Origin of the sequence: Actinobacillus arthritidis (genome assembly GCF_029774155.1) — a bacterium.
GTDB classification, from domain to species: Bacteria; Pseudomonadota; Gammaproteobacteria; order Enterobacterales; family Pasteurellaceae; genus Actinobacillus; species Actinobacillus arthritidis.
This window is the reverse complement of sequence record NZ_CP103833.1, coordinates 200,735-227,105: the sequence shown is the minus strand read 5'-3', so window position 1 is coordinate 227,105 and position 26,371 is coordinate 200,735. Positions and strand designations below refer to the sequence as shown.

Sequence of the window (26,371 nt, the reverse complement as noted above, 5' to 3'; positions counted from 1 at the left end):
TCCTTCTGTTAAATTAAAAAATAATGACGTTGCCGTTTTGATGTTGCACAGTATAACGAAACAAAAAATTGAATAAATGGCATTTTTTGAATAACATTGTTTCTTAATGAGCAACAATGGAAGAAAAAATGGATAAACTTACTGCAATCAATGTTTTTCTATCGGTGGCTGAAACGGGCAGTTTTACCCAAACGGCTGAACGATTAAACATCTCTAAATCAATGATCAGCCGTTATATTGCCCTAATGGAAGACTGGCTCAACGCTCGTTTATTCCAACGCACCACACGCAAAGTGGTACTTACCGAGATTGGAGAGCAAGCGGTCGTTTTTTGCCGAAAAATTACCGAAAGTGCGGTGGAAATGGAACGAGAAATTTCCGCTCAAAAAGGCGAATTGCGAGGTGTGATTCGGGTGGCGAGTTCGGTTTCCTTCGGCAGTTTGCATTTAGCAAATAGCATTAACCGTTTTATCAAACAGCACCCTAAACTCAATGTGCAGTTACAACTAACAGATAATTTGGTCGATTTAATTAGTGAGCGTATCGATCTTGCCATTCGTATTACCCATAATCCCGACCCCAATTTAATTGCCCGAAAGCTGGCGGAGTGCCATTCATTGCTAGTGGCAAGTCCTGCCTACCTTGCGGAATACGGCACGCCAACCACACCCAACGACTTGTCGCAACATCATCAGCTTTGCCATAGCAGTATGAAAATATGGCACTTAACGCAAGGGGAACGCACCACCGAAATTGATTTGTCGAGTAAATTTACCACCAACGATTCTACAGCCTTGCTCAATAGTGTGCTTGCCGATAATGGCATTGCGATGTTACCGAAATATATGTTAAACGACCTACTGGCAAGCGGTAAAATTCTCAACGTCTTGCCTGAATGGACACCCCCCAAATACAGCCTTTACGCTTTGTATCCAAGCCGAGAAAAATTACCGCTTGCGGTGCGACAAATCATTGATTTTTTAGTGGAAGAATTTGAACAGAAAGATTGGTAGGACATCAAAAAATGAATACGTGGGCATTTTAGCCCACGCAAGTTACCTATTTTTTAAGCCGTTTATGACCTTGCATTGTGAAATTTTATGGTTATTGCATCCTTGCAAGCCTTGTAGCTTTTGCTTGATTTGCTGTAATTGAGAGAGTTTTTCATCAATTTGCAAAATGTGGCTGGCGAGAAGCTCATCGACATTATGGCAATCTTGTTGCGGTTGCTGTTGTAAAGCCTGCATTTGTTTGATTTCTTCAAGCGAAAACCCTAATGCTCGGCAATTTCTGATGAAAATTAACTGTTCCATAATGGTTTGATTAAATTGGCGATAGCCGTTTTCTGCTCTTGGCGGGCAAATTAATGCGACTTTTTCGTAATGGCGAATCGTTTCAAGTGAAAGCCCCGTTTGTTTGCTCACTTCTTTTACCGTAAAAAAATCATTCATCTTAATTCCCTCTTGACCCTGTGCTAAGAACAGGCTTTACAGTATAGCTCTATTTTCAATTAGAGAGGATTTTTTTTATGGCTTGCAATCATTGTGCTGTTGAGCAAACAATGCTTTCCAACACTTATCGGAAAATTTTATGGGTCGTATTTTCGATCAATGCAGTAATGTTTATAGTTGAAATTTTGGTCGGCTTGCGAGCAAATTCGGTGTCACTATTAGCGGATAGTTTGGATTTTTTAGGTGATAGTGCCAATTATCTGATTAGCCTTTTGGTTTTAGGTAAGTCTCTTTCCATAAGAGCAAAAGCCAGTCTTCTTAAAGGTATAACAATGGGATTGGTTGGCGTGTGGGTTTTCATTACAACCTTTTACCAATTTGCTGAAGGCTCACTTCCAAGTTATAACGATATGGGCGGAATGGGATTAGCGGCATTTATGGCAAATATGCTTGCCGCTTGGTTACTCTATCGCTTTCGTCAAGGCGACAGCAATATGATGAGCGTATGGCTATGCTCACGAAATGATGCGATTGGTAATTTAATCATTATCTTAGCCTCATTTTTTGTTTATCTTACTCACTCAAATCTACCTGATCTTATCGTTGCTATTGTGATGGTTTATCTCTCACTTTCAGCGAGTTATGCGATTATTCGCCAAGCACTTAAAGAGTTAAAACATCAATAGCTTTGCCACAGGCGGTCAAAATCTGCAAATTTTTTGCGAATTTCGATCGCTTGTGTTTTGTAGGGTAGGCACTATTGCCCTCCTTTTCTAGCATTGTTATTTCGCTTCAAAAACGAGAATTGCCCCTTTGTTTTCGACTTCATTTACGGGCTGTTGCTGTTTACCCATAATGTAGCCTGCACTGTCGGTAGCAACATAGATTTTCGAGCTATCAGGCGACACTAGTACCATTCGGTAGCGGTTGCTGGTGCGGAAGTGGGTTAGCACTTCGCCTTGAACCTGTTTTGCATCGCCACTTAACGGTAATTGGTAGAGAATACCTGTTTTTACCCCTGTGATAAGCAAGGAATTTTGCAAATGCTTGATTTTGCCGTCTTTCGGATAATAAGCGATACTGGTAGTCGCTACCGTTGGCCAGCAAATATAGTCGCCATTGCATTTTGGATCATTGAAATTGTAGCTGTTCGGCACGGTATAGAACGTTTTTAATGGCTCTTTGAAATTGTCTAATTTCACGTCCGTTTCTTTTTGGAATTGTGCTTTCACGCCCTCTGGCACGGTCACTTCATCGTACATCGGGGCTTGAGTACAGTTGTTCACTTGAGAGTAATTCACATAGCTATAAGCCTGATTGTCTTGGTAGCCAGCAATGTGCGGCCAGCCGTAATTGCCCCCTTTTTCGATGAGATTGACTTCATCGTCCACGCCCGGACCTTGATCCACGTTGAACAGTTGGTCGCCTACCCAAACTAAGCCTTGCGGATTGCGGAAACCATACGCCCAAACGTGGCTTTTCACACCGTTAATTGTTGGGTTATCGTCAGGGATTGAGCCGTCCAAATTCAGACGAAGAATTTTGCCACGATAATGGCTGAAGTTGCCTTGCTTGATTTCCTCAGCGGTTGGTAATTTTTGAGCGAGGTTTTCCTTACAGCTATTACCGTATTGGTTGAAACCGTTATCGCCAAAGGTTGCCAATAATTTGCCCGCTTGGTCGAACATCAAACGCCCACCGTTATGATCATCACCGCCTGTTAAATTATCTAGCACCACCGTTTCGTTACCGAGTGTTCCCGCTTTGGCATCATAGCTTAAACGCACGATACGCCCAGCGGTTGATTTGCCGTCCGTTGGATTTTTAGCATAAGTGTAGTAGGCGTAAACATAGTCCTCGCCTTTGCCTTTCAAGAAGTTGGGGTGGAACGCCATTCCCAATACACCCTGATGAACGGGCTGAGCGAAGGCTTTGTCAAAGGTGTAAAGCACTTTTTTCTCGCCCGTTTTGGGATCAATGGTCGCAATGTTCTTGCCTTGACGCTCGGTGATCCAAATTTTGTCGTCAGCCCCCCAAACCATATCCCAAACGCCGTCTAAGCCGTCCACCAATACCGAACTTTTGATTTCTTGTTCAAGGTTCGCCACCACAGGATTTGCCACCGCTTTCGTTTCAGCATAAGCCGTTGTACCAACTGCGGCTGTTGCGATCATCATAGCCAGTAATGTTTTTTTCATCATTGCTCCAAAAGTTGAATAAAATTTCGCCATTCTAAGCACAAGCGGTCAAATTCGCAAAATGATTTACAAATTTGACCGCTTGCACTTCCATTTTCGCACCGTTCTAAATATTCATTGAACGAGAAGTTATTTTTGTGGAATTTTCACGATTGTCGGTATATCATTTCGGTAAAAATTTTGCCTAATTCTCCAAAAATGCAAATTATTGATAAATTATTACCGCTTGTACCGAAAAACCAACTTTGGCAAACGCCGATTGATGGACTTGTGATTCAGCATGCCGACCGCCCTACACCAGTGGTGAACACAATTCTTGAACCTCGTATTTGTATCGTCTTACAAGGCGAACGCAAAATTTGCATTGGCGATCAATGTACGCTATTCAGTAATCAGCATTTTATGTTTTGCCCTGTCAATGTGCCGTTGTCGGTGGAAGTGGTTGAAGCAAGCCCTGAAAAGCCCTACTTGATGATGACGATGAAAATCGACCTAAAAATGGTGGCAAGTATCGTGCCGCATATTCCAAGGAAAATTGCAAAAAATCAGCCAAAATCGACCGCTTTCTTACAATGGCAAATGGAAGAAAATTTGCTGGCTCAGTTTGAGCGCCTAATTGATTTGCTCAAAACTCCGGAAGATATAGATTTTCTTGCGCCACTTATTCAGCAACAAATTTATTATGTCCTGCTAAAAAGTGATCAAGGGCAGAAATTACGAGAATTGGTACAAGTAGGCGACCACACAAATCGAATTGCTCAAACCGCACTTTGGATCGAGCAACATTTGTCTGAACCGTTACGGGTAGATGATTTAGCGAAACAGGCGGGAATGTCGGTTTCAGGTTTTCATTTACATTTTAAAAAAATGACCAATATGTCGCCGTTACAATATCAAAAATCGCATCGTCTACTGACCGCACAAAAGCTTATTCAAACCAAGCAAAGCAATATCGCCAATATTGCTTTCCAAGTCGGTTACGAAAGCCCAAGTCAGTTTAGCCGAGAATATAAAAGACATTTTGGGGTAAGCCCGAAAGGGGATGCGAGATAGTGTAGTTTTGCTATTCAGTAACAAACAACAAGCGGTGGTAAAATTTTAGGAATTTACCACCGCTTGTATAACCTGATTAGCGAGACTTATTTTACCCACTCAACGACATCAGTCATTGGCTGGCGAGCTTTCGGGAATGGTTCCATACCACGATAACCAAAAGCGACCATTACACTCACTTTGAATAGGTTTGGATCAAACAAACCGGCATCTGCCAGCATTTTATTCATCTCTTCTACATGGAAACCTTCGATCGGCGTACTGTCGATACCAATCATTGCGACAGAAGTCATCATATTTGCTAATGCAATATAGCTTTGGCGACAAGCCCAATCGTAAAAGCGAGTAGGATTATTCGCAATCGCAATATGTTCCTCTGTGAAATCTTTGTAGAAAGTATTACGTAAATCCACCACTTCTTTTGGTAAATGATATACATCATTCATAATATATTGGGTGTAATCGCTACCTTGTTTCAGCGTATTTTCTTGGCGAACAAGGAACACGACAAAATGGCTACAATCCGTTGCTTTATCCGCGCGCCCCAAGCATTGTCACGAATCAGTTCACGAATTTTACGGTTTTCAATGACCAAAAATTTCCAAGGTTCAAAACCAAATGAACTTGGTGATAAACGCCCTGTTTCTAAAATGAATTCAAAATCTTCCGTACTAATTTTTTTAGTCGGATCATATTGTTTACATGCGTGACGGAAATGAAATGCGTCTAAAATTTCTTGTTTAGAAATTGCCATTAAACTTCTCCTTAAAATAATTCGACTACGTTAATATCAAGTGGTTGGCTAAGTAAATCCGCAAATTTTTCAACCGCTTGCGTAAAGTGAGCTTGTTGTGTGTGAGCTTCTAAATCCGCCATTGACTGCCACTGTTCAACAAAAGCAAAAGTATTCTCTTTGCCGGCAACAGTACCAACTTGGTAACTCACACAACCTTTATCTTGGCGAGAAGCCTCAACCAATGAATTAACCAATGTTTTAAATGTATCAATATGTTCCGGTTTAACTACCGCAACCGCATAAACTGCAATCATCCTATTCTCCGAGCAATGTAAATGAATTAAGGTTGGCTAGTTTAATGTTTTTATATATTGAACAGAATAATCTATAATAGGAATTTATCTTCCAAAAATGGAAGGGTATTAATAGAGGATGATATGGATTTAAATGCAATTAGAATGTTTATTTGTGCGGTACAAATGGGCAGTTTGTCAAAAGCGACTGAAAAATTACAACTGCCTCTTTCTACCCTAAGTCGTAACATCAGTGAATTAGAAAAGAACTTACGAATTCAGCTTCTTGAGCGAGCTAAAACCGGCGTTACACCCACTGTTGCCGGTCAAAAATTTTACGAGCAAACCTATCTCAATATGGAAGCTATTTTAGAGGCGGAACGTAATCTACACCATGATGAACAACAACTCAGCGGTCTACTAAGAATTACCACGCCGCCTTCTTATTTTCCTGCGTGGAAAATCATTCGAGACTTCCAACAGCGTTATCCAAATGTTCAAATACAATGTACCGCCAGCGAACGTATTACCGACTTTTTTGCTGACGGTGTTGATGTCGCTTTTCGGTTTTATCGAGAATCGGACGACCGAGTAATCGCCAAAAAATTAACGGCAGTTGGGCAAATATTGGTATCCACCCCTGCATTTTTAGCCAAGTTCGGGACTCCTAATTCCTTGGAAGAATTACAACATTTCCCTCTCGCAGGTTATGGAGAAAATGGAAGATTACGACTCGAAAAAATGTTTTTACAACAAAATATTGAGCTTCCTACCTATTTTGTTAGTAATGATTTTCAAGCGATTTTGGAATATGCACTGCATGATTGTGCTATCGGCTTTTTGCCACCTTATTGTGTAGAACAATATCTTACATCAGGGCAATTAGTTGAAATTCTGCCTAACGAGCCTAAATACCAACATCAAATGTACTTGGTTTACCCCTCTCATAAACATCCTTCCGCTGTGCTAAAAGCATTTGTTGAATTTGTTTTACAAGCTTAAATAATGCGGGAAATTAAGATAACAAGCGGTCTAATTTCCCTCATTTTTTGCAAATATGTTTGTCAATTATGGTTTCGTCAGGCTCTCCACCAACAAATTTCTGATCCATTGATAAGCAGGATCTTGGTGGGTGCGTTCGTGCCACGCCATTTGGATTGCAAAGCCCTGTACTTCAAGCGGAAGCTCTTTGCAAATCAATCCGCTAAGGTTATGAGATAAACGTGATGGCACCAATGCCACCACGTCTGTGCTACGTAAGATATTCGGTAGCAAAGAAAAGTGATTAACCGATACTGATACACGGCGAGTTTTACCGAGTTTCGCCAATGCCTCATCACAAACACCGTAAAATTGTCCGCCGTCATAGGACATCATTGCAAAATCCAATTCACAAAAGTTATCTAAATTGAGCGATTGATTTGCCATTGGGTGATCTGCTCGCATCACACAAACATAATGTTCTGTCAGCAACGGTTTGCTGTGTAAATCCGCCGGAATATGTTGGGTAGAAACCAAGGCAATATCAATTCTCGCCTGTTCAAATTGGGCTAACAAATCCACATCTTGTGCCGGTAAAAAAGCGACACGAATTTTTGGTGCAAGTTGTTTTAAATGGGCTAAAAAAGGTGTGCCAATCGCTTCCAAACCATAATCGGTAGAAGCGATCTTAATCGTCATTTCAGCCGTTTGCGGATCAAATTCCACCGGGCGCAACATTCGATTCACTTCCGCCAAAATGGTTTTAACCGAAGGCATTAATGCCAAGGCTCTGGCAGTCGGTTCAATCCCGTGTTGTACACGCACAAATAACGGGTCACCAAAGCTATCACGCAAGCGATTTAGCATTGCACTCATTGCCGGCTGAGTCACGGATAAACGTTGTGCCGCTTTGGTTACGTTACGTTCTTGCAAGAGTGCATCAAACGCTTTCAATAAGTTTAAATCAACGGTTCTAATATCACGCATATTTATATTTAGTATAAAGAATAGTGATTAGATTTTATATCTTCAGCCGATTAAAATCCATTCGTTTTTTAGACATAAAGGATTAGACCCATGGCAAAATTTAGATATTTACAAACACCTTTCAAACTCAAAAATCTTGAACTTAAAAACCGTATCGTGATGCCGCCGATGTGCCAATATTCGGCAACAGACGGTATGCCGAACGACTGGCATTTTGTGCATTACACCGCTCGTGCGATTGGTGGTGTCGGTTTAATCATTGTGGAAATGACTAACGTTGCACCAAACGGCCGTATTACGCCTAAGTGTTTGGGTTTATGGAATGATGAACAGCGTGATGCGTTTAAACCGATTGTCGATTCCGTACATAAATACGGCAGTAAAATCGCGGTGCAAATCGGTCACGCCGGTCGTAAAGCGCAAGATTGCGATGATGTGGTTGCCCCTTCAGCAATTCATTACGGTGAATTAGATTATGCAGGTCAGAATTTAAAAACACCTCGTGAATTAAGCAATGCGGAAATTCAAGATGTGATTCAATCTTACCAAGACTCGGTAAGACGTGCAGTTGATGCAGGTTTTGATGCGATTGAGATTCACGGCGCACACGGCTATTTAATTCACCAATTCTCATCGCCGAAATCAAACCAACGTAGCGATGAATACGGTCAAGATCGCTTCTTATTCGGTGAGCAGGTAATTAAAGCGGCTAAAGCGGTAATGCCGGCGGATATGCCGTTAATCGTACGTATTTCAGCACAAGAATTCGGTGCGGACGGTTTTGATGCGGATTACGGTGTGGAAATGGCAAAACGCTTTGCGTGACCGGTGCGGATTGTATGCACGTAAGTGCCGGCGGTGACGGCGTGTTAGCCGAAGGCAAACATCCGCCATTTAACGCAGGTTATCAAGTGTATCTAGCTCGTGCAGTAAAACAAGCGACCGGTTTACCAACCATTGCGGTCGGTATGTTAGACGATGCGAATGTGGTTGATCACGTGTTAGCAATCGGCGATGCGGATCTAGTGGGCGTTGGTCGTGCATTATTACGTGACCCACAATGGTTATTGAATGTACAATACGCACAAAATGCGTCAAATAACAGCGGTATTGAATTTGTGCCGGCACAATATCAACGTGGTTATTTCTAATTAACGTCTATACAAGCGGTGTAAAAAGAAGCATTTTTTACACCGTTTTCTTATTTATCACACTCGGATTTATCACATTATGCAACTTTCTATTTTAAATCTCGTCCCAGTGCGTGAAGGACAAGACTACGCACAAGCAATGCAGTCTATGGTGAAACTGGCACAATTGGCGGAAGAACTGGATTTGGCTCGCTATTGGATTGCCGAACACCATAATATGAAAAACTTAGCCAGCTCGGCGACCACCCTGCTGATTCAACACGCATTAGCCAATACTGAAAAAATTGCGGTTGGTTCAGGCGGTGTAATGTTACCGAACCACAGCCCTTATATTGTGGCGGAACAATACGGCACGCTTGCGACTCTTTATCCAAATCGTGTCCAACTTGGCTTAGGCAGAGCGCCCGGCACCGATATGCGTACCGCTAATGCGTTACGCCGAGGGGCAAAACATCTCGAATTTCCGGATGAAATTGCCGAACTGCGAGGTTATTTCCAAAATACTAATCCGGTTTCGGCTTACCCTGCCGCCGGTTTAGATATCCCGTTCTATATTTTAGGCTCCAGCACCGAAAGTGCTTATTTAGCCGCAGAACTGGGCTTACCTTATGCGTTTGCCGCTCACTTTGCCCCACGAATGATGATGGAAGCGGTCGAAATTTATCGCCGTTATTTCAAACCGTCCGACTATTTAGCAAAACCTTATGTAATTATGGGCGTGAATGCGATTGTGGCGGATAGCGATGCGGAAGCACAAAGTCTGGTGACCACCCAAACCCAATTCTTTATCAATGTCGTGACCAACGCACAACAGAATTTACAACCGCCAATGGCAAATGATGCGGAAGTGTGGCAAAACTTTAACCGCACGGAAAACGAGCTACACTTTGGACCGGTCGATTTACGTGAAATGCAGATTTACCACCAAGAAAAAGCGGTGGTAGAACAAATGACCGCTTGCACGCTAGTCGGCTCGCCAGCAACGGTTAAAGCTCAATTAACCCAATTAGCTAAACGCGTGGAAATTGATGAAATTATGGTGGTAACTTATATCTACGATGAACAAAAACAAGCGAAATCTTACCGCTTGTTGAAGGATGTTGTAGCGAGTATGTAATAGAAAAAGCGGTCGTAAATTTTTAACTATTTACGACCGCTTATTTATACAAATTTGATTATTTTTTCGCTAATTGTAAGTAAATACCTGAAACATCTTGGCTTCCTAAATCCGCTTTTACAGCCTCACGATATTGTGCCGCAACCGTTTCAACCGCTGGTAGCGTTAAGCCGGCTTTTTCTAATTCTCCGCAAGCGAGATTGAGATCTTTACTTGCATGTTTCAGCATAAATGCCGCAGGGAATGATTTTTCTAATAATAACGGTTTTTTGGTTTGGAACATCGGTGAGTTCATTGCCGATCCGCCAATCGCTTCGGCAAGATCATTTAAGTTAATCCCGAATTGTTCACCCATTAACATTGCTTCCGCATAGGCTTCACCGAATACGCCTAATAATGAATTAAGCACTAATTTTGCCCCAGAGCCTTTACCCACATCACCAAAATGGAAAGTACGCTGACCAAGTACGTCAAATACCGGTTGTAACGGTTTTAATACAGCTTCTTGTCCACCGAATAGGATTAATAAAGTACCGTTTGTTGCCGGCACAACCGAACCTGAAACCGGTGCTTCAGCAAATAAACCGCCGTGTTCTTCCACCAATACTTTTAGTTTTAAGTTTTCGGTTGGGGAAACCGTACTCATATTCACGATAACTTTACCCTGCGGCGTTGCACAAACGTCCGGATTTAAAATATCTACTGCCGCCGCATAGTCCGAAACCATCAAAATAATCGCTTGGTTTTCTGCAACTAATTTTTCTACCGAACCGGCAACTTTTGCACCTTTTTCTGCAAATTCCGCACTTTTCGCCGCATTTCGGTTATAAACGCTGACATTGATATTGTTCGCCAGTAAACGATTAACCATCGGTACGCCCATTTGACCTAAGCCAATCCAACCAATTTGTGTAAATGTTGCCGTCATAGTATTTTCCTTCTGATGCGGGATAAATTTTATTGATTGTAGCTTATTTTTTAAGGTTGTAAACGGCTAAAAATAGTCTTATCTAACATAAATTACATTTATATTCCTTATAATAAAATGTGATTGGATTTTATATCTTGGAATCGCTTAAACTTCAAAAATATTTTACTCGGAAAGCAACTATGAAATCGCATTGAGTTCTTGCATCTTTATTCGTTGCACTAACTCATCAAGCGTATAAATAAAAAGGGAAAGCAATGTTTAATATTGAAAAAGAAAATGTTTTAGCGGCATTTAAATATCGTCGTGCGACACGTAACTATGACGCATCTAAAAAAATCAGCGATGAAGATTTCGCTTATATTTTAGAATTAGCTCGTCTTTCACCAAGTTCGGTCGGTTCTGAGCCGTGGAAATTTGTGGTAATTCAAAACCAAGAATTACGTAACAAATTAAAACCGGTTGCGTGGGGTATGGCGGCACAAATGGACGCGACAAGCCATTTAGTGGTGTTACTTGCTAAGAAAAATGCAAGTCACGATAGCGAATACTTCAAAAAAGCACTTGAACAACGTGGTTTAACCGCCGAAGAAATGGAAAAAACGTTAGCGTTATACAAACAATTCCACGTTGAAGATATTAAAATCGCCGGTAATGAGCGTGCGTTATTCGACTGGTGCTCAAAACAGACCTATATCGCATTAGGTAATATGATGAGCGGTGTCGCGATGATTGGTATCGACAGTCGCCCAATCGAAGGTTTCAACTATGATGCGGTTAACCAAATTCTTGCTGAAGCCGGTGCCTTCGATCCAAATGAATATGGCGTATCCGTAATGGCAACCTTCGGCTATCGTGCTGGTGAAATCGCCCCGAAATCACGTAAACCGCTCGAAGAAATTGTAAGTTGGATGAAATAATCCTCTATAAATTACACGGTATGAGTTTTTCTGATTTCATACCGTTTTTATTAAAAAGTATAGTACGAATGCACCACTACCTGAAAGCTTTTTTGCAACAACGTCCAACCCAACCAAAGCGAAACATAATTTGAGCAAACAACAGGTGCTTTTTGACGATTCTCACCAAGAATACAATGAAGCTCATTCGCTCAAAGGGCTCAATTGCCAACGCATGGCTGAGAATTACCCACTATCGAATTATGGATAAGATTAACTCCTATGAATACAAGGTAAAAACCATTCACGATATCAAACAAAGCAATGAAATTAAATTGTGAAGTAAGATGTTTGTACCAAAGAGTCGATTGCGTTTGAACCTTACACCATCAGCATTTGGAAAATTTATTACCGATTTGTTCTTTGGGGAGAATTTCATAAACAAGAGCACAAAATCATGTTATTAACCTAATAGCATGCAAGCATCATGTAAATGATGTTTATGTTGTACTACTTAATATCCATTTATTCTGTGTATTCGGTATTTTCCGTGGTTCAAATTACAAAAAATGCCCGATAAGTAATGACTTATCGGGCATTTTATTTACTAGACTTAGAATGTTACCTCTGCACTTAACTTAAAGTTTCTTCCCGAAGCAGTGAAGCGGTTTGATCCTCTACCTGTCGTTTGGTTAATCAAGTTACTTGTCCCAAACGGACGAATCGAACGAGCCGATTCCCAAGTCAGATATTTGCGGTTCTGTAAATTATAAACACCTGCCTGTAACGTGACATTTTTCCACGGTTTCGCATAAGCAATCATATCTAACAACGTATAAGCACCGCTACGCCATTTTAAATAACTGTCTTTTGCCTTTTCTTCGCTATGATACATATTGTAAGTATCTTCCGCCTTCTTCGCACTTACACGGGTAACATACACATCAACCCCGAATTTATCTTCCGGATGTGCATAACCTAAACCAAACACAGATGTTCTCGGCTGAATCGCATTAAGCGGCAAATTACCCTCCATCTTACCTTTTTGATAAGTGTATTTATAACTTGCATTAAACCCATCTAAAATCTGCCATAGCTGACCGAGATTCAATTTAGAGTTAATTTCCAAACCATTCACCTTCGCATCTTGACGGTTTATATTTTGGTAAATCTGGTAAGGTCTTGCCGTGGCACTTCCACTAAAAACATTCGTTAAATTTTTAGACCCTATATATTTTAAATCAATAAAATTCTCATAATCCGTTTTAAAATAACTGGTCGTAATAAAACCTAAATCACTATGTAACGTTAATGTTGCTTCTTTTGTTTTAGCTCGCTCGGCTTTTAAATTTACATTCGGTAATACAGTAAAATCCGGATGCTTAAAGGTAAAATAAAGCTCATCGGAAGTCGGTGCTCTAAAACCATTAGCATATTTTATCTGTAAGCGTAAGAAACTAAGTGGATCCGTTGTTGCCGCTAAGGAATAAGAGTGTTTTTGATATTTAACATTACGTGAGAAATATTTAATATTTTCTTCCGCATTTTGACGAATCTGCTCATTTGAGGGATTATTCGGTAACGGTACAAAAATACCTTGTAACATATCATCCGGAATCTTCGCCGTTTTACCGGCAATATATTGAGGCTTATATCGAATGTGATCATAACGATAACCCAAATCAAAGCTTAAATAGTCATTCACTTTTACATTATCAGTAAAATATAACGAGCTATTTTTTGCTTCAACCGGAATTAAAAATGAAAAAGTATCTTGATTAGGGCAAAGTAAACCGTTCCACTGATCACTTCCCGAAGCATTACTACAAGTAATAGCTTCCTCTTCCCCATTCTTAAAGTAATTCGTTTTTACACCTAAAAAACGTCTTGCCCACCATTGCGTATTTCCCGTAGCACTAAAGCCACTGTGATTCACCATTTTCTTTTCAGTTTGATTATAGCTACCGCCATATTCAAAAGAATGCTCTTGACCAAATAACAAGATATTTTTAGTTAAATCTAAATTAATTTGCTTAGTTTCAGTATCTAAATCTCGTTCTGAATAAATATTCTCCGTATAACCTTTACTACTTGGAAGCAAAACACTATAAAAATCCTGTTTACGAGTAAGCGTAGCAAACTTATGTCCCTTTTCGTTAGTATATGTCTTATTAAGCTTTACCTCGCCAAAACGAATTGAGTTATCATAACTTTTTTTATAAGCGGTAATCGGTGAGTTACAATCGAAGACATTACAATCAAACCAATAATCGTTCACTAACTCTAGCCCCTCAGTATAAGTGCCTTTTGAGTCCGTGATCATTGTTAGTCCTGATGACGGTTCAACACTTAATTGTGGTGCCTTACCATCTCTATCGACGACTTTACCGTCTTTTAGCTGTAAACCAGCTAAATTTTCCGTTTCTTTGCAATGCTTTCCATCACAATAATCGTCTGTTCTCGCTCTGTTCTTAATTTTCTGAGTAGAATAAGTCAGTTTTAAACTATCCCATAATGGATTGGCACTAAAGTTTTCATACACAAATGCATAATTTTGACGCTTACTCTTATCATTCGTATGACGTAATTCATATTCATCAACATCAATATATGTAGTCGGTTTTAAAGTATAAGAAAAGTCGTGACCTCGATTTTTCTTTTCATATATATCTGCTACTACGCTAAAACGATGATTCTCTGAGGGAGAATATCCGAGTTTAATTAATGTGCTATCTTTTTTAATGGCATAAGGATCAGCTTTTTCTCGTTCTTTACCTTGCAAATTACCGTTTGCCGTCTTGTAATCGTAATTCTCTAATTCATGTCCGTCACGCCAAGTTTTTAAAGCTAAAAGATCAAAGTTCTTATAACGACCGGCAAATGTAAGTGAATTTGATTTTTGATTATCTGCACTTGAATAGCCAGTTTTATAGCCGAAGTGATAATCTTTTTCTATTAAAAAGTCACGAGCATCTTTAGTTTCAAATATCACTGCACCACCTAAAACACCGCTTCCAACTCGTACTGAATCCGCTCCCTTACGAATTGTCGCTTGTTTCAAGGTTTCAATTTCCACCGAATTACGCGTATTATTAAAATTACCGTACCCTTCAAATAATTCTTTAAATCCTTGAGATGAAAGTGTTTCCGCTTGTTGTAAACCATCTACGGTAATGGCAACACGGTTTTCATCTACACCACGTACTGCATAACCGCTACTGCCCATACGTCCTGTTTCAACTACTGTCACACCGGTTTCATAGCGTACTAGATCTCGAGAATCTTGCACCTGTTGTTTAGCAAGTTGTTTTGCAGATTTTTTGATTTCAGAAATTTTTTGTTTCTGAAGGCCCTCTTTAACGATAATGGTATCCAGCTGGATTTGTTCTTCTGCTAATGCAATGTTGTATTGTAAAACACACAATGCTTGCAACAGACAGATTAAAGCGAAACTTAATCACAATCATTCTCCTTTATGTGAGATAAAAAAACTGTGCTAATCAAACTAGCACAGTAAATATTTCGTCATATATTTATTCTGTTTTATGACCTTCATCTAAGTGAACAAAATTCACTAGATCATCGGCACTTACTTCAAATGCTTTGCCAAAACCTTTCACAAAAAGGCCTTGTATAGGTTTAAAGCTAAATAATTTAAAATCTTTCATTTTTGCAAGCTCATCAATTAAATCACCATGGCGAGCTTTTAGTGCTTTTAAACCACTTTCCCATTCTTCTCCCTCACGCTCAATTAAACGTGAACTCGCATCAAAAGTTAAACGGCGACGTGCAAAAATTTGGCGACTTTTAGCTTCATCATCAATCAACATTAATGACACTTTCGGAACTTCCATTAAGTTACGAGCATGACGTGCAATCGTCGAAATAAGCACTTGATATTCACCATTATTAATGACAAAAGGTGCATAACTCACATTCGGCTTACCAGCTTTATCTACCGTTGAAAGCACAATAGTCTGAATACTTTGTTTTAATTCTTGAATTTCAGGCCTTAAACGATTTTGTAGTACGTCTTGGCGATTTGTGGTCATAAGATCTCCTTTTAATTAAATTTATTAATATTTTATATTTATTACAAATAAAAACCATTCGTAATTATATTTATCTTATTACGTTTAGCAACCCATAAAAGTGTAAATTTTGACATTATACTAACAAAAAATAACATTATTGATTGCAAACAATATAAAACATTATAAATTATGCTATATTAAATCACATAAGACTGACTAAACTTACATTATTGGGGAGGACGAATGCAAAGACGTATCACTAATATTCTCCATAAGAAATATCTATGTACTATCTCTGGCTGTGAAAATAATCAGCCTTGGTCATTTATTTGCTTTTATAAATTCGATCCGGAATATGATCGTCTGATATACCTCACATCTAATCAAACTAAGCACGCTCAAATCCTATATAAAAATCCTTGTATCTCTGGAACAATTTATACTCCGACACGCTTTCATTCCTTATTACAAGGCATTCAATTTTCAGGAAAATCTTATTGTTTAGAGGGCGAATCCGCTCAAAATGCAAGAAGAATATATAACAATGCCTTTAAGCCCTATACGGATGATTCGTTAGATATTTGGGAAATTCAATTAGAACAAATTCGATTAATTGATCATTCATTAGGAAGATATGGAAAAATGGAATGGAAAAAAGGTGATCCAGAAAGTAGTGATGAATATCAAACAGTTCATAGACGATAAAAAAGAAAGCAAATTATTGCTCTCTTCTCATTAGCTGTTAGGATTGTTAGAATAACATAAGAATTTCATTTTTATTTAGATTTAAGCAACTATCCTCTATCTAGAAATTCTTATTTTCTTATAAGTTATCTAAGTTTTACACATGAGTACTGGAGATACAATGGTTTGTATTACGAAAAATCTTACACAAGAGTCTAATTATCGCACTTTAATAGCTAATAAAGGAAAATTAGCTCCATTCTCTTATCACAATAGGGGAAGGGAGTCAATAGATAAAATCATTCCCATTGATAAATTACAGAAAAATATTTTGTTTATTCAGGTCAATAATGCTGAATCAGGTTATTTATATTATCTACGAAATTTTTATCATGAACCTAATGATAGTAGTAATTCGGGAATCAATAATGGCTGGGGATTTGTAGCAGTTAAGAAAGATACTTATGGCCATGAAAGTGAACAAATAAAGTACATAACATTAGCAAATAAATCAAAGTACCGTATAGAACCAAATACTGGAATTGTAGAATTTACAATATATGCAACAGATGGTAGTGATATATCATTTGATATTATTCTTGATACTACAGGATTAGAAAATAATTTTAGGCATTTACAAACAATACCGTCATCACGTCTATGGGGCTATATTATTGATGAAGCGTACTATAACTATAAGGGACAACCACCAAAAGAAAACGATATGGATAACACTAATAGCGTCTTTAGTTATCTTAAGAATATTAATACAAAAGCCATGGCTATTATCCCTATATCCTCTAATGGAAATATCCAACCTATTCTTATACAACATAATTTACATACGCCGATACCTCCCGCATCAACAACAAAAATACTTACAGCATTAATTGCTTTAGAATCCGGTATATCATTAGATACAGAATTGACAGTTATAGAATCCGACATTAAAAAAGGAAGTGGCAATAATCTGAAAGCAGGGGATCTAATTACACTAGAAGATGCTCTATATAATATGATGTCGCCCTCAAGTAACACATCTGCTGAATTAGTTGCCCGTTCTATCAGCGAATATATGAATGTTGACGTGATTTCATATATGAATGAAAAAGCACAATTATTTGGTATGCAGAATTCTTATTTTGTAAATCCAACCGGATTAGCATCCAAGCAAAACACTTCTACGGCATACGATTTAGCTATGCTTTGCATTCAGGCAACTAAGAATGAGAAATTAGTAAAGATATTTAGCACCCCTAGAAAACAGCTACAAATTAGAGGTCAAAACGCTAGAACTATTGAAGTAGTATCCTCATTTGAACATTTATATGAGAATACATGGTTTATTGGTGGAAAATCAGGAACACTAACTCCCGCATATTTCCATATGCTTAGTTGGGTTCAGTTACCACAAGGAAATAATGCCGTAATATTTGTAGCATCTCAAAGTGCACAACAGCGCCTAACTGATACGATTAAAATCTACGAATATCTTAAATAATAAAAAATGTAATGGGTAATTTGGCAACCCAGCTATCTTGCTCATTACACACAGCTAATTCAGCCTCTCTTTTGCTGTTTGAATACTATAAATAATCGCTTTACGATCAATAGCATCATTATCACTATCTAACACTTTACGCCAAAAATCTATTGCTTGTTGGTAATTTTTCTTAGCATAAGCATCGGAAGCCAATAAAAGTAAACTTGAGCTCTCTTTAGCATCTAGTTTCAAGGCTTTATCAATCCAGTGCAGTGCTTTTTCCGATAACTTTTTATGATTAGCATAATATTCGGCAGTAGCCATCGCACCGAGTATTGATGCCTTTTCCCCTAATACTTTTTGAGCATTATCATAACAAACTAATGCGGAATCAAAATCATTATTCAGTGTATACGCTTGACCTAATTCATACCATAAATCACCATCATTCGGATTTTCTCGTAAACGCTCCTGTAAATTGGTTACATAACGATAATTTTTTTGTTCTTTATCTTCCAATGCAGTTTTTACCTGAAATGCTTGGTGCATTTGCGTACCGGTTCGGACAATTTGATAACGACCTGTTTGCCAATAAATTAAAGTTGTAACTACCCCTAACAGTACCGCCAACCCCAGTATGACAAGCGGTCGTTTTTGAGTGGTATTTTCCAAATGATGACACTTTTGCGTTTGTTCAAATTGATAACGATCTTGCGTTTCTGCTAAATATTCTTGCTTCAGTTCCGCTGAATAAGATTCAGCAAATTTAACCGCTTGCTGATAATTTTGTTGATTAAACTGATCTCTTGTTTTCATTTTTATCTACGCTTTTTAGTTCGCCACACAATCGCACTCAGTAACATTAAACATAAACCGAGCGGGATACCCCATAATGCCCAAGTTTGCGAATTAAACGGCGGTTTATAATTTACAAAATGTCCAAAACGCTGCGTCATTATTTGGATAATTTCATCATCGCTTTTACCTTGATTGACCATCTCATAGACTTCAAGCCGTAATTTATATGCTGTTGTTGCATTAGATTCGACTAAATTCTGGTTCTGGCACTGAGGACAACGTAAGGATTTTGCTAAAGCAACTGCTCGTACTCGGTCAGCTTCATTGTGGAATTGAAAGGTATCCACCATTTCCGCCTTAAGAGGCATACTGAATATAAGCGGTAAAATTAACGTCATTTTTTGCAAAAACTTAATCATTATTTTTCCTCTCGTAACGCCTGCAAACGAGGTAAAAAGTCTTTTTCAAAATCAGGGTTATAACCTTTTTGCTGATAACGAACAATGCCGTGTTTATCAATTAAATAACTGGAAGGTGCTGAAGATACTTTTAAAGTTTGAATCAAAAAACCTTTTTCGTAATCATCAATAATTAACGTAAATGGATTACCCCAACGCCCCAACGCTTCTCTCGCATCATTAGACTGATCGGAATAGGTTAAACCAACGATCGGCACACCTTGCTCTTTTAGTTTTAATAAAATCGGAAATTCTTTGATACACCAAGTACACCAACTTGCCCAAACATTCAAAATATAAGGCTCTTTTGGCAAACTGTTATTATTAATATGTGCATTATGATCCAGCAGACTTTTTCCGACAAATTCCGGGAATGGCTTATCTCGCCAATCTTCGGTCGGTGATAAAGCATCTTTATTCATTAACGGCACAGTCAAAAAACCGACTAATGCAACCAGTAATAACAAAGGTAAAAACAAAAAAACTTTTTTCATATTCATTCCACCAATCTCTTTTATCTACGACGATAACCGAATAAAGCTAAAATAGAGGCTAAAACCATTATGATTCCACCTAGCCATAACGCTCTCACATAAGGTTTATAATGTAAGCGGAACGCATATTCAAGATTGCCGAATTTATCGCCCATCACAATATAAATATCGTCTAAACCGTGATGATATAAGCCCACTTCTGCCATCGTCATTGTACGAATATCATAATAACGACGTTCTGCGACTACTGTTGACAACAACTTATCCGATTTACGGATCGAGAAAATCGCATTCTCAGACGTATAATTGGCTCCGATATCATCTTGATAATCTTCATATTTAAAAGTAAAGCCAGCTAATTCCGCTTGTTGTTGCGGTTTTAAACGCACGCCGATTTCATCGCCGTAATAGCTGTTCATCATGGCACCAATGACACAAATGGCAAAACCGATATGAGCCAAACGCATTGCAAGCGGCCTAATTTGTAATAATTTTGCCGAATATGGAATGTGAGTCAAAATAATCCAAACGGCCAGGCTCATAAAAATGGTCGGTAATACTTCTATCTGATGCAATTTTGTCTGCGAAATTGTATGCTGAACCAGTAACAAAGAAACACCAATCGCAACCGGTATTAACCATAATCTCAACATAATTTGCTTAAGCGGAACTTGTTTCCAACGTAATACTACCGACAATCCCATTGCGATCATCAGTAACAATGCCAATGGTGCAAACACATTATTAAAATAAGGTGCACCGACTGAAATTGATCCCCAATCCATTGCAGTAAAAATCATCGGGTAAAATGTACCGAGTAATACGGCACAAGCCGCCACACTCAATAAGCCATTTAAGAGTAAAAAAGCAGTTTCTTTTGAAAAGAATTGAAATTTTACTTCGCCTTGCCATAGGTTTACACGGAAAGCAAATAAGGCTAAAGCAATAAAACTGAGGCTGAAAAAAGAATCAGTAATGCCATTCCTCTGTCCGGATCAACCGCAAAAGCGTGAACTGAAGTTAATACGCCGGAACGAACAATAAATGTGCCTAATAAACTCAACGCAAAAGCAAAAATCGCCAGTAAAATTGTCCAATAACTAAAAATACCACGTTGCTCACTCACTATCAGACTATGCACTAAAGCCGTGCCTAACAACCAAGGCATTAATGAAGCGTTTTCTACCGGGTCCCAGAACCACCAGCCTCCCCAGCCGAGTTCATAATATGCCCACCACGCACCGAGCATAATACCAGCGGTTAAAAATCCCCACGAAATCATTGTCCAAGGACGAATCCAACGCGTTATTGCTGCATCTAATACTCCTTCCATTAAGGCGGCAACAATCATCGCAAAACTTATCGCAAGACCAACATAGCCTAAATAAAGTAACGGAGGATGAAAGATCAACCCGACATCTTGTAGCATCGGATTAAGATCACGTCCTTCCGGCGGTGGAGGGAAACTACGCTCAAACGGATTCGATACCAATAGAATAAATAGCATAAAGCCAAGGCTGATTAGCCCTAGCATTGCTAACGTTCTATTAATAAATAAGCGGTCCGATTTATCGGAAAATAAGCAAAATACGCCAGTCCAAAGTGTCAATGCCGCCAACCAAAATAGCATCGATCCTTCATGCCCTCCCCACGTTGCGGCGAATTTAAAAAAATCAGGTAGCTGACTATTAGAGTGTTGTGCAACATAAATCACGGAAAAATCATCGCTTAAAAAAGCATAAGCAAGTACGCCGAAAGAAAGTACACAACTCAAAGTCTGAACATAGCTTAATAACATATTATATTGAAGTAAGGCCGCCTTTTTTGTAACCTCACCCAACAATGATAATCCCACTTGGCTGATTGCGACCGTTGCCGCTAAAATTAGTGCAAAATAACCCAATTCAGGGAGCATAAAAAACCTACTACAATAAATAAAATAATCTTGCAAAAATATTTGCAAAAATCACCGCTTAAAATCACAAAAATTAATCATAAAGATTTGTTACGGCTATGTAAACGAAAAGGGCGACTAACTCGCCCTTTGTAACAAAAAGTTTTGATCAAACACGACTTTTAATCGAGAGGATTTACAGTTACATCCTTCGAATTGCTTTCAGCCGGTTTATCATTTTGTTCTCCATCTGCCAAAATTTCTGCGGCGTGTTCATTTAACGCTTCCGCTTCCTGTTGTGGCTGAACAAACGGTTTTGGTGTGAAATATTTGCGAATCAACTCAGCTGAAGTGCCATAAATCAATTCTTCTTTAAAACGAGCTTTATCTAGTGAACGAACACTTTCAATCACTTCATTTGCCTCTATTTCATCAATCCCCAGTTTAACCATTGCCGCTTTACTCAATAACAATGCCGATTCAAAAGTTTCTCTAATTTGAAAATCTACATGCAACTTGGTCAGCTCAATTGCACTATGGCGGTCATAAGTACGGGCGAAAATTGGTGTTAATGGAAATTCTTGTTTAATTTGTTCAACAATCAAGGCACTTCTTGCTGGATTGTTAATTCCTAACACGACACAATCTACTTTGGCTAAACCACTTGCTCTTAATACATCTAAACGCGTACCGTCACCATAGTAAACCTTAAAACCGAAACTGGTCGCCGCACGAATACGGTCAGTATTAGAATCGATCACGGTTACGGTAATACCCCTTGCTAACAACGTTTGACACACAATTTGGCTAAAACGCCCAAACCCGATCACTAAGACGTTATTTTCCAAATCTTCTGCAATTTCAATACCGGTCATATTCGGGGTTTCTTGGCTTACTTTACGAGCCATAAAGCGTTGCACTAATAATACAATTAAAGGCGAAATTAACATCGAAACAATGACGGTCGCGGTAAAAGTTGCTTGCTGATCTTCGTCTAATAAACCTGCTAGCTGCTGTAGCGCAAATAATACAAAGGCAAACTCACCGCCGTGTGCCATAATCGACATTCGCATCATTGCCTCCTGATGAGTTAAGCGAGTTAATCTCGCCACTAAATACACGACCAACGCCTTACCGCAAACGCATAGAGCCACAATACTCAACAGCCAAACTAAATCATTGAAGACAAAATTCAGATCGAGCGACATACCGACACCCATAAAGAATAAGCCAAGCAATAAGCCACGGAACGGTTCAATATCTGCTTCTAATTGATGACGAAAAGATGATTCAGATAAAATGACTCCGGCAACAAAAGCGCCCATCGCCATAGAAAGTCCGCTCATTTCCATTAATAATGCCGCACCTAATACCACTAATAATGCGGCGGCAGTCATCATTTCACGCACTTTTGCTTTTGAAATCATTCGGAATAATGGATTCATAACCCATTTACTACCGACAATCAGAATAATAACGCCGATTACAGCAATCCCTATCGAGGTCAGACTGGAAGTTTGTTCTTGGCTTGCCTGTTCCGGTGCTAAAAATGCAATAGATGCCAATAACGGTACAATCGCTAAATCTTCAAATAATAATGTCGAAACAATCCTTTGCCCTTTTAAGGTACTAGCAATCCCTTTATCTTCTAACATTTGCATAACGATTGCGGTAGAAGATAATGCAAAACCTGCCCCTGCTATAAAAGCAACCTCTGTCGATAGTTTCAAAATATAAATACCAGCAAACGTCAGTAACGTACCGCAACTGGCAACTTGTAAGAATCCTCGCCCAAAAATCGCTTTACGCATACTCCACAATAATTCAGGGTGCATTTCCAAACCGATAATAAAGAGGAACATGACCACCCCTAATTCGGCTAAATGGACAATAGCTTGTGGATCTTGAAATAAGCCTAATACGGAAGGGCCGATCAAACAACCAGCGACTAAATAACCGAGTACGCTGCCCAAACCAATTCGTTTAAAAAGCGGAACAATCGTTATACTGGTTGCGAGGAGTGCAACTATTTTTCCTAACTCTGAATTTGCTAAATGTGCAATATCTATCGACATAAACTTTCCAAAATAAATTAATCACTATCGTTCTTGAGATTGTTGCAGATATTCTCGATGTTGTTTGCTTTGAAACGGTACAATCTGTATTTCATCATTCATTTTTATCAGCTGATAAAATTGAGGAAAATTAAAACTTTCCGATTCGGCACTCTGATTATATTTTCCCGTATGTATTCGATTAATTTCTCTTACTTTATCTTCCTTAGCACCAAAACAATTGTAATAGCTTTCTAACGCATTTTTTTCATCAAGAATATAGACGTTAAAGCTCCCATCCGAATTATCCTCAAAAAAGAACTGTAAAAATCCTTCACTTGCAAATTCCTCTATCGTTTTAGGAAAGCTGGAAGTCACCTGCGGTGATTGTCGCCTCACGTTGGTGTGAGCAAAATCTTGCTTAAATTCAACCGCTTTTTCTTCTATTTGCTGAATATCTACTTTCTGTCTACCAAAAATAAATTGCCACGTTTTTCCGGCGACTCTCAAAGTATCTAAACGTTGTTTAGGTAAAATAGTACCAGTTTGGATCGTAATACATTTATGCACCAAATCCGCAATAGCATCTCGTAGCTCGCTATTTAAATGTCGGCTATAACAGAATACATTGACCGATTGCGGAGATGCGGAACTACGATAAATTTTATTCGAAATCAGCTTCAACGCTTTTAAAATAGCATCATCGCCCTCAAAATGCTGAGTGCGAATTTCATTCCATAAATTGCGATAAATAATACTCACGCTTCCGACCAAACTTTGCTGAGTAGAACCGAAATTAAATAAATCGCTTGGCTGAACAGCTCTCCGTGTCTTGACTAATCTTTGTGTTGGATCATTGACTAAATTAATAGCGAGAACAAGATTACGAATTTCATTCGGATGCAATAAGTCTTCATCTGACATTTCTGGTGCTTTAACTGGAAATGATAAACGTAAATCGGTAATAAACTGGCGTAAACGAGATAGCTCTAGACTACGGCTAACGAGATGTAATTGCGTATTCGAAGTAATCACGCCGTTAAAATACCCCCAAGCCACCAATTTAGTGAGATTCTTACCATGTCTAACGTAACGGTGTACCGAATCATAAGGGCTTTTCGGTGCTTGGTTGATCATATACCAACCTGCTTGCATTGCAGAACCTTCTCGTACCTCAATAAAAGTGACCGCATTTTCCGCTAAATTATGGGCAATTTGCGGATTAATCAATGGTACTTTTCCCGGTAAGATCTCAAATACGGAATAAAGCTTACGCATTAACGTATCTATATCACTGGTTAAAATGCTCGGATCAATATGAAATTTACGGGCAAAATGAATTAAATTACGATAACTTTGCAACAATTGCTCAACGATAATTTGTTGATGAGTAACCGCTTGTTTAATTTTCCAACTTTGCCGATTATCTAATAAATTCAGTTCTTGCAGATTCCAATTCCAACCATCAATTAATTCTCTCAATACCTGTGTTCGCCAAGTTTCCGTTTTTTCACCTTCACTCGCTTTCACATAAAAGCACATCCGTAAACGAGAAAGCCTTAACATTTCTTTTCGTTCAGTTAGATAATCAGTAACTTGTTCCAACATTGCTAAATAAGGATCAAAATGATATGTACAAGCAGACGATCCTAATAATTTTTGCTTAAACTGTTTCGATATTAAATTGGTTTGCGGATAAGTATCCGCATAACTTTCAAGCAATAAAATTTTGATTGCCGATTTATAAGGACAGTCAATACCTTTATAAAGTCGCCAAAGGCTTGCTCCAAAAAATTCATTGGTGGAAAGTGAGGAAAAATCCCCAAAATCGATCCATTCTTCTGCATTAAAAGCATCGGAAGCTAAATATTTTTGGTATAAGCCATCAGGTAAATGTTGCCAGAGTAAACGCTTGCCAGCCATACGTATCGTAGAGCGATAAAACTCATCTAACAGGAAATAATGCTGTGCCGATCCACTATGTTCTTCACTTAACTCATCATGATATAAATGTGCCTTAAAGTGAGTCGGATTCATTAAATAGAAGTTAATCTCAACCTCAAAACTTTTTGCCCATTGCTTAATTTTTGCCAATTTCTGTTCTATCAGTTGATATTCCATCGCATTTAATCGATCAGAATAACATAACCATAAATCAAGATCAGAAAGACTAGTTTGTGTAATTGAACCGGTACTTCCCATTGAATAAAGTGCATCAAAGGCAGGACTATCTTCAAACTCTAAAGTACAACTCACAGGCAAAGACATACCAGAAAGATACTGCTTCTGATATTCGGATAATGCAAAATGAGCAATACCGCTCGGCACATTCTTCGTATATGCAGGTAATTCCGGGATATTTGTATGGATAAGAAGAGGTAAAAGGGAAAAAACGTGCTGGAATCGTGAATTATTGGCAGTTAAAGCACGCTTAATTCTAAAATCATTAAGTACATCAACACGTGAAATGCTATGCGATAATAATACCGACCAATCGGTATGTTCTGAAAAAAGAGTATCAGATAAATCAAGATTTATCATGCTTGCTGATAACTGTAACGTTTTCACACTTACTCCTTTATCGTACATAAAAGTGTGATCAATGTAACATTTTGATAAAAAAAGTAAAGCTACCCATAAAATAACTTTTGACATCTCACAAACATTCCCGAAAAACA

20 protein-coding genes and 3 pseudogenes are annotated in these 26,371 nt (G+C 38.7%); 9 read left to right on the top strand and 14 right to left on the bottom strand.

Annotated features, from left to right (window positions below; genetic code table 11):
• The first annotated feature begins 128 nt into the window (after positions 1–128).
• Complete coding sequence (locus tag NYR89_RS01115) at positions 129–1,013, top strand: LysR family transcriptional regulator (RefSeq protein ID WP_279445981.1); 885 nt, start codon at positions 129–131, stop codon at positions 1,011–1,013.
• A 42-nt stretch (positions 1,014–1,055) separates the two neighbouring features.
• Here the strand turns inward: NYR89_RS01115 and NYR89_RS01110 are convergent, their stop codons facing one another.
• Entirely contained in the window at positions 1,056–1,451 is a 396-nt protein-coding gene (locus NYR89_RS01110; protein WP_279445980.1) for a MerR family DNA-binding protein, read from the bottom strand.
• Between the two features lie 77 nt (positions 1,452–1,528).
• On the opposite strand from NYR89_RS01110, the gene NYR89_RS01105 reads away from it, so the two are divergent.
• Positions 1,529–2,137, top strand: a complete 609-nt coding sequence (locus tag NYR89_RS01105) for a cation diffusion facilitator family transporter (protein WP_279436857.1) — start codon at positions 1,529–1,531, stop codon at positions 2,135–2,137.
• Between the two features lie 96 nt (positions 2,138–2,233).
• Here NYR89_RS01105 and NYR89_RS01100 read toward each other — a convergent pair whose 3' ends face one another.
• A complete protein-coding gene (locus NYR89_RS01100) occupies positions 2,234–3,649 on the bottom strand; it encodes a glucose/sorbosone family PQQ-dependent dehydrogenase (protein ID WP_279445978.1) in 1,416 nt (471 codons plus the stop codon).
• 198 nt (positions 3,650–3,847) lie between these two features.
• On the opposite strand from NYR89_RS01100, the gene NYR89_RS01095 reads away from it, so the two are divergent.
• The gene (locus NYR89_RS01095; RefSeq protein ID WP_279446622.1) at positions 3,848–4,702 is read left to right on the top strand and encodes an AraC family transcriptional regulator; all 855 of its coding nucleotides are present in this window, start codon (positions 3,848–3,850) and stop codon (positions 4,700–4,702) included.
• Between the two features lie 86 nt (positions 4,703–4,788).
• On the opposite strand, the pseudogene NYR89_RS01090 reads toward NYR89_RS01095, so the two are convergent.
• Both NYR89_RS01090 and NYR89_RS01085 read right to left on the bottom strand, forming a co-directional pair.
• Positions 4,789–5,456, bottom strand: a pseudogene (locus NYR89_RS01090) (NAD(P)H-dependent oxidoreductase).
• Positions 5,457–5,467: 11 nt separating this feature from the next.
• A complete protein-coding gene (locus tag NYR89_RS01085) occupies positions 5,468–5,752 on the bottom strand; it encodes a putative quinol monooxygenase (RefSeq protein WP_279445977.1) in 285 nt (94 codons plus the stop codon).
• Positions 5,753–5,875: 123 nt separating this feature from the next.
• Here NYR89_RS01085 and NYR89_RS01080 point away from each other — a divergent pair, with 123 nt between their 5' ends.
• Positions 5,876–6,733, top strand: coding sequence for a LysR family transcriptional regulator (locus NYR89_RS01080; RefSeq protein WP_279445976.1), 858 nt, complete (start codon positions 5,876–5,878; stop codon positions 6,731–6,733).
• 66 nt (positions 6,734–6,799) lie between these two features.
• Here the strand turns inward: NYR89_RS01080 and NYR89_RS01075 are convergent, their stop codons facing one another.
• Positions 6,800–7,699 (bottom strand): LysR family transcriptional regulator, encoded by a 900-nt coding sequence (locus tag NYR89_RS01075; RefSeq protein ID WP_279445975.1) that lies wholly within the window; start codon positions 7,697–7,699, stop codon positions 6,800–6,802.
• A 90-nt stretch (positions 7,700–7,789) separates the two neighbouring features.
• On the opposite strand from NYR89_RS01075, the pseudogene NYR89_RS01070 reads away from it, so the two are divergent.
• Together NYR89_RS01070 and NYR89_RS01065 are read left to right on the top strand one after the other, a co-directional pair.
• Positions 7,790–8,850, top strand: a pseudogene (locus NYR89_RS01070) (NADH:flavin oxidoreductase/NADH oxidase).
• A 79-nt stretch (positions 8,851–8,929) separates the two neighbouring features.
• Positions 8,930–9,967, top strand: a complete 1,038-nt coding sequence (locus NYR89_RS01065; protein WP_279445974.1) for an LLM class flavin-dependent oxidoreductase — start codon at positions 8,930–8,932, stop codon at positions 9,965–9,967.
• A 58-nt stretch (positions 9,968–10,025) separates the two neighbouring features.
• Here the strand turns inward: NYR89_RS01065 and NYR89_RS01060 are convergent, their stop codons facing one another.
• Complete coding sequence (locus NYR89_RS01060; protein WP_341536366.1) at positions 10,026–10,919, bottom strand: NAD(P)-dependent oxidoreductase; 894 nt, start codon at positions 10,917–10,919, stop codon at positions 10,026–10,028.
• Positions 10,920–11,152: 233 nt separating this feature from the next.
• On the opposite strand from NYR89_RS01060, the gene NYR89_RS01055 reads away from it, so the two are divergent.
• Positions 11,153–11,815, top strand: coding sequence for an NAD(P)H-dependent oxidoreductase (locus NYR89_RS01055; protein WP_279445973.1), 663 nt, complete (start codon positions 11,153–11,155; stop codon positions 11,813–11,815).
• Positions 11,816–12,407: 592 nt separating this feature from the next.
• Here the strand turns inward: NYR89_RS01055 and NYR89_RS01050 are convergent.
• On the bottom strand, positions 12,408–15,218 hold the full coding sequence (locus NYR89_RS01050; RefSeq protein WP_423848239.1) for a TonB-dependent hemoglobin/transferrin/lactoferrin family receptor: 2,811 nt from the start codon (positions 15,216–15,218) through the stop codon (positions 12,408–12,410).
• Positions 15,219–15,327: 109 nt separating this feature from the next.
• A complete protein-coding gene (gene hutZ, locus NYR89_RS01045; RefSeq protein ID WP_279445972.1) occupies positions 15,328–15,846 on the bottom strand; it encodes a heme utilization protein HutZ in 519 nt (172 codons plus the stop codon).
• Positions 15,847–16,071: 225 nt separating this feature from the next.
• Here hutZ and NYR89_RS01040 point away from each other — a divergent pair, with 225 nt between their 5' ends.
• Positions 16,072–16,533, top strand: coding sequence for a pyridoxamine 5'-phosphate oxidase family protein (locus tag NYR89_RS01040; protein ID WP_279445971.1), 462 nt, complete (start codon positions 16,072–16,074; stop codon positions 16,531–16,533).
• Positions 16,534–16,693: 160 nt separating this feature from the next.
• Positions 16,694–18,013, top strand: coding sequence for a D-alanyl-D-alanine carboxypeptidase family protein (locus tag NYR89_RS01035; protein WP_279445970.1), 1,320 nt, complete (start codon positions 16,694–16,696; stop codon positions 18,011–18,013).
• 54 nt (positions 18,014–18,067) lie between these two features.
• On the opposite strand, the gene NYR89_RS01030 is transcribed toward NYR89_RS01035, so the two are convergent.
• From NYR89_RS01030 to NYR89_RS01005, 6 genes and pseudogenes are all read right to left on the bottom strand, one after another.
• Complete coding sequence (locus NYR89_RS01030; protein ID WP_279445969.1) at positions 18,068–18,811, bottom strand: TPR domain-containing protein; 744 nt, start codon at positions 18,809–18,811, stop codon at positions 18,068–18,070.
• A 2-nt stretch (positions 18,812–18,813) separates the two neighbouring features.
• Positions 18,814–19,212, bottom strand: coding sequence for a heme lyase NrfEFG subunit NrfF (gene nrfF / locus NYR89_RS01025; RefSeq protein WP_279445968.1), 399 nt, complete (start codon positions 19,210–19,212; stop codon positions 18,814–18,816).
• Positions 19,212–19,745, bottom strand: coding sequence for a redoxin family protein (locus NYR89_RS01020; protein ID WP_279445967.1), 534 nt, complete (start codon positions 19,743–19,745; stop codon positions 19,212–19,214). Before NYR89_RS01020 ends, nrfF begins: the two co-directional genes overlap by 1 nt.
• Positions 19,746–19,765: 20 nt before the next feature.
• Positions 19,766–21,660, bottom strand: a pseudogene (gene nrfE, locus NYR89_RS01015) (heme lyase NrfEFG subunit NrfE).
• A 161-nt stretch (positions 21,661–21,821) separates the two neighbouring features.
• A complete protein-coding gene (locus NYR89_RS01010) occupies positions 21,822–23,714 on the bottom strand; it encodes a monovalent cation:proton antiporter-2 (CPA2) family protein (protein ID WP_279445966.1) in 1,893 nt (630 codons plus the stop codon).
• Between the two features lie 24 nt (positions 23,715–23,738).
• The gene (locus tag NYR89_RS01005; RefSeq protein ID WP_279445965.1) at positions 23,739–26,261 is read right to left on the bottom strand and encodes a class I adenylate cyclase; all 2,523 of its coding nucleotides are present in this window, start codon (positions 26,259–26,261) and stop codon (positions 23,739–23,741) included.
• Positions 26,262–26,371: the final 110 nt, after the last annotated feature.

What these genes read in the sequence shown, in the direction of transcription:
- NYR89_RS01115 (WP_279445981.1), top strand. Translation starts at nt 129, where the DNA reads ATGGATAAACTTACTGCAATCAATGTTTTTCTATCGGTGGCTGAAACG.
- NYR89_RS01110 (WP_279445980.1), bottom strand. Translation starts at nt 1,451, where the DNA reads ATGAATGATTTTTTTACGGTAAAAGAAGTGAGCAAACAAACGGGGCTT.
- NYR89_RS01105 (WP_279436857.1), top strand. Translation starts at nt 1,529, where the DNA reads ATGGCTTGCAATCATTGTGCTGTTGAGCAAACAATGCTTTCCAACACT.
- NYR89_RS01100 (WP_279445978.1), bottom strand. Translation starts at nt 3,649, where the DNA reads ATGAAAAAAACATTACTGGCTATGATGATCGCAACAGCCGCAGTTGGT.
- NYR89_RS01095 (WP_279446622.1), top strand. Translation starts at nt 3,848, where the DNA reads ATGCAAATTATTGATAAATTATTACCGCTTGTACCGAAAAACCAACTT.
- NYR89_RS01085 (WP_279445977.1), bottom strand. Translation starts at nt 5,752, where the DNA reads ATGATTGCAGTTTATGCGGTTGCGGTAGTTAAACCGGAACATATTGAT.
- NYR89_RS01080 (WP_279445976.1), top strand. Translation starts at nt 5,876, where the DNA reads ATGGATTTAAATGCAATTAGAATGTTTATTTGTGCGGTACAAATGGGC.
- NYR89_RS01075 (WP_279445975.1), bottom strand. Translation starts at nt 7,699, where the DNA reads ATGCGTGATATTAGAACCGTTGATTTAAACTTATTGAAAGCGTTTGAT.
- NYR89_RS01065 (WP_279445974.1), top strand. Translation starts at nt 8,930, where the DNA reads ATGCAACTTTCTATTTTAAATCTCGTCCCAGTGCGTGAAGGACAAGAC.
- NYR89_RS01055 (WP_279445973.1), top strand. Translation starts at nt 11,153, where the DNA reads ATGTTTAATATTGAAAAAGAAAATGTTTTAGCGGCATTTAAATATCGT.
- hutZ (WP_279445972.1), bottom strand. Translation starts at nt 15,846, where the DNA reads ATGACCACAAATCGCCAAGACGTACTACAAAATCGTTTAAGGCCTGAA.
- NYR89_RS01040 (WP_279445971.1), top strand. Translation starts at nt 16,072, where the DNA reads ATGCAAAGACGTATCACTAATATTCTCCATAAGAAATATCTATGTACT.
- NYR89_RS01035 (WP_279445970.1), top strand. Translation starts at nt 16,694, where the DNA reads ATGGTTTGTATTACGAAAAATCTTACACAAGAGTCTAATTATCGCACT.
- NYR89_RS01030 (WP_279445969.1), bottom strand. Translation starts at nt 18,811, where the DNA reads ATGAAAACAAGAGATCAGTTTAATCAACAAAATTATCAGCAAGCGGTT.
- nrfF (WP_279445968.1), bottom strand. Translation starts at nt 19,212, where the DNA reads ATGATTAAGTTTTTGCAAAAAATGACGTTAATTTTACCGCTTATATTC.
- NYR89_RS01020 (WP_279445967.1), bottom strand. Translation starts at nt 19,745, where the DNA reads ATGAAAAAAGTTTTTTTGTTTTTACCTTTGTTATTACTGGTTGCATTA.
- NYR89_RS01010 (WP_279445966.1), bottom strand. Translation starts at nt 23,714, where the DNA reads ATGTCGATAGATATTGCACATTTAGCAAATTCAGAGTTAGGAAAAATA.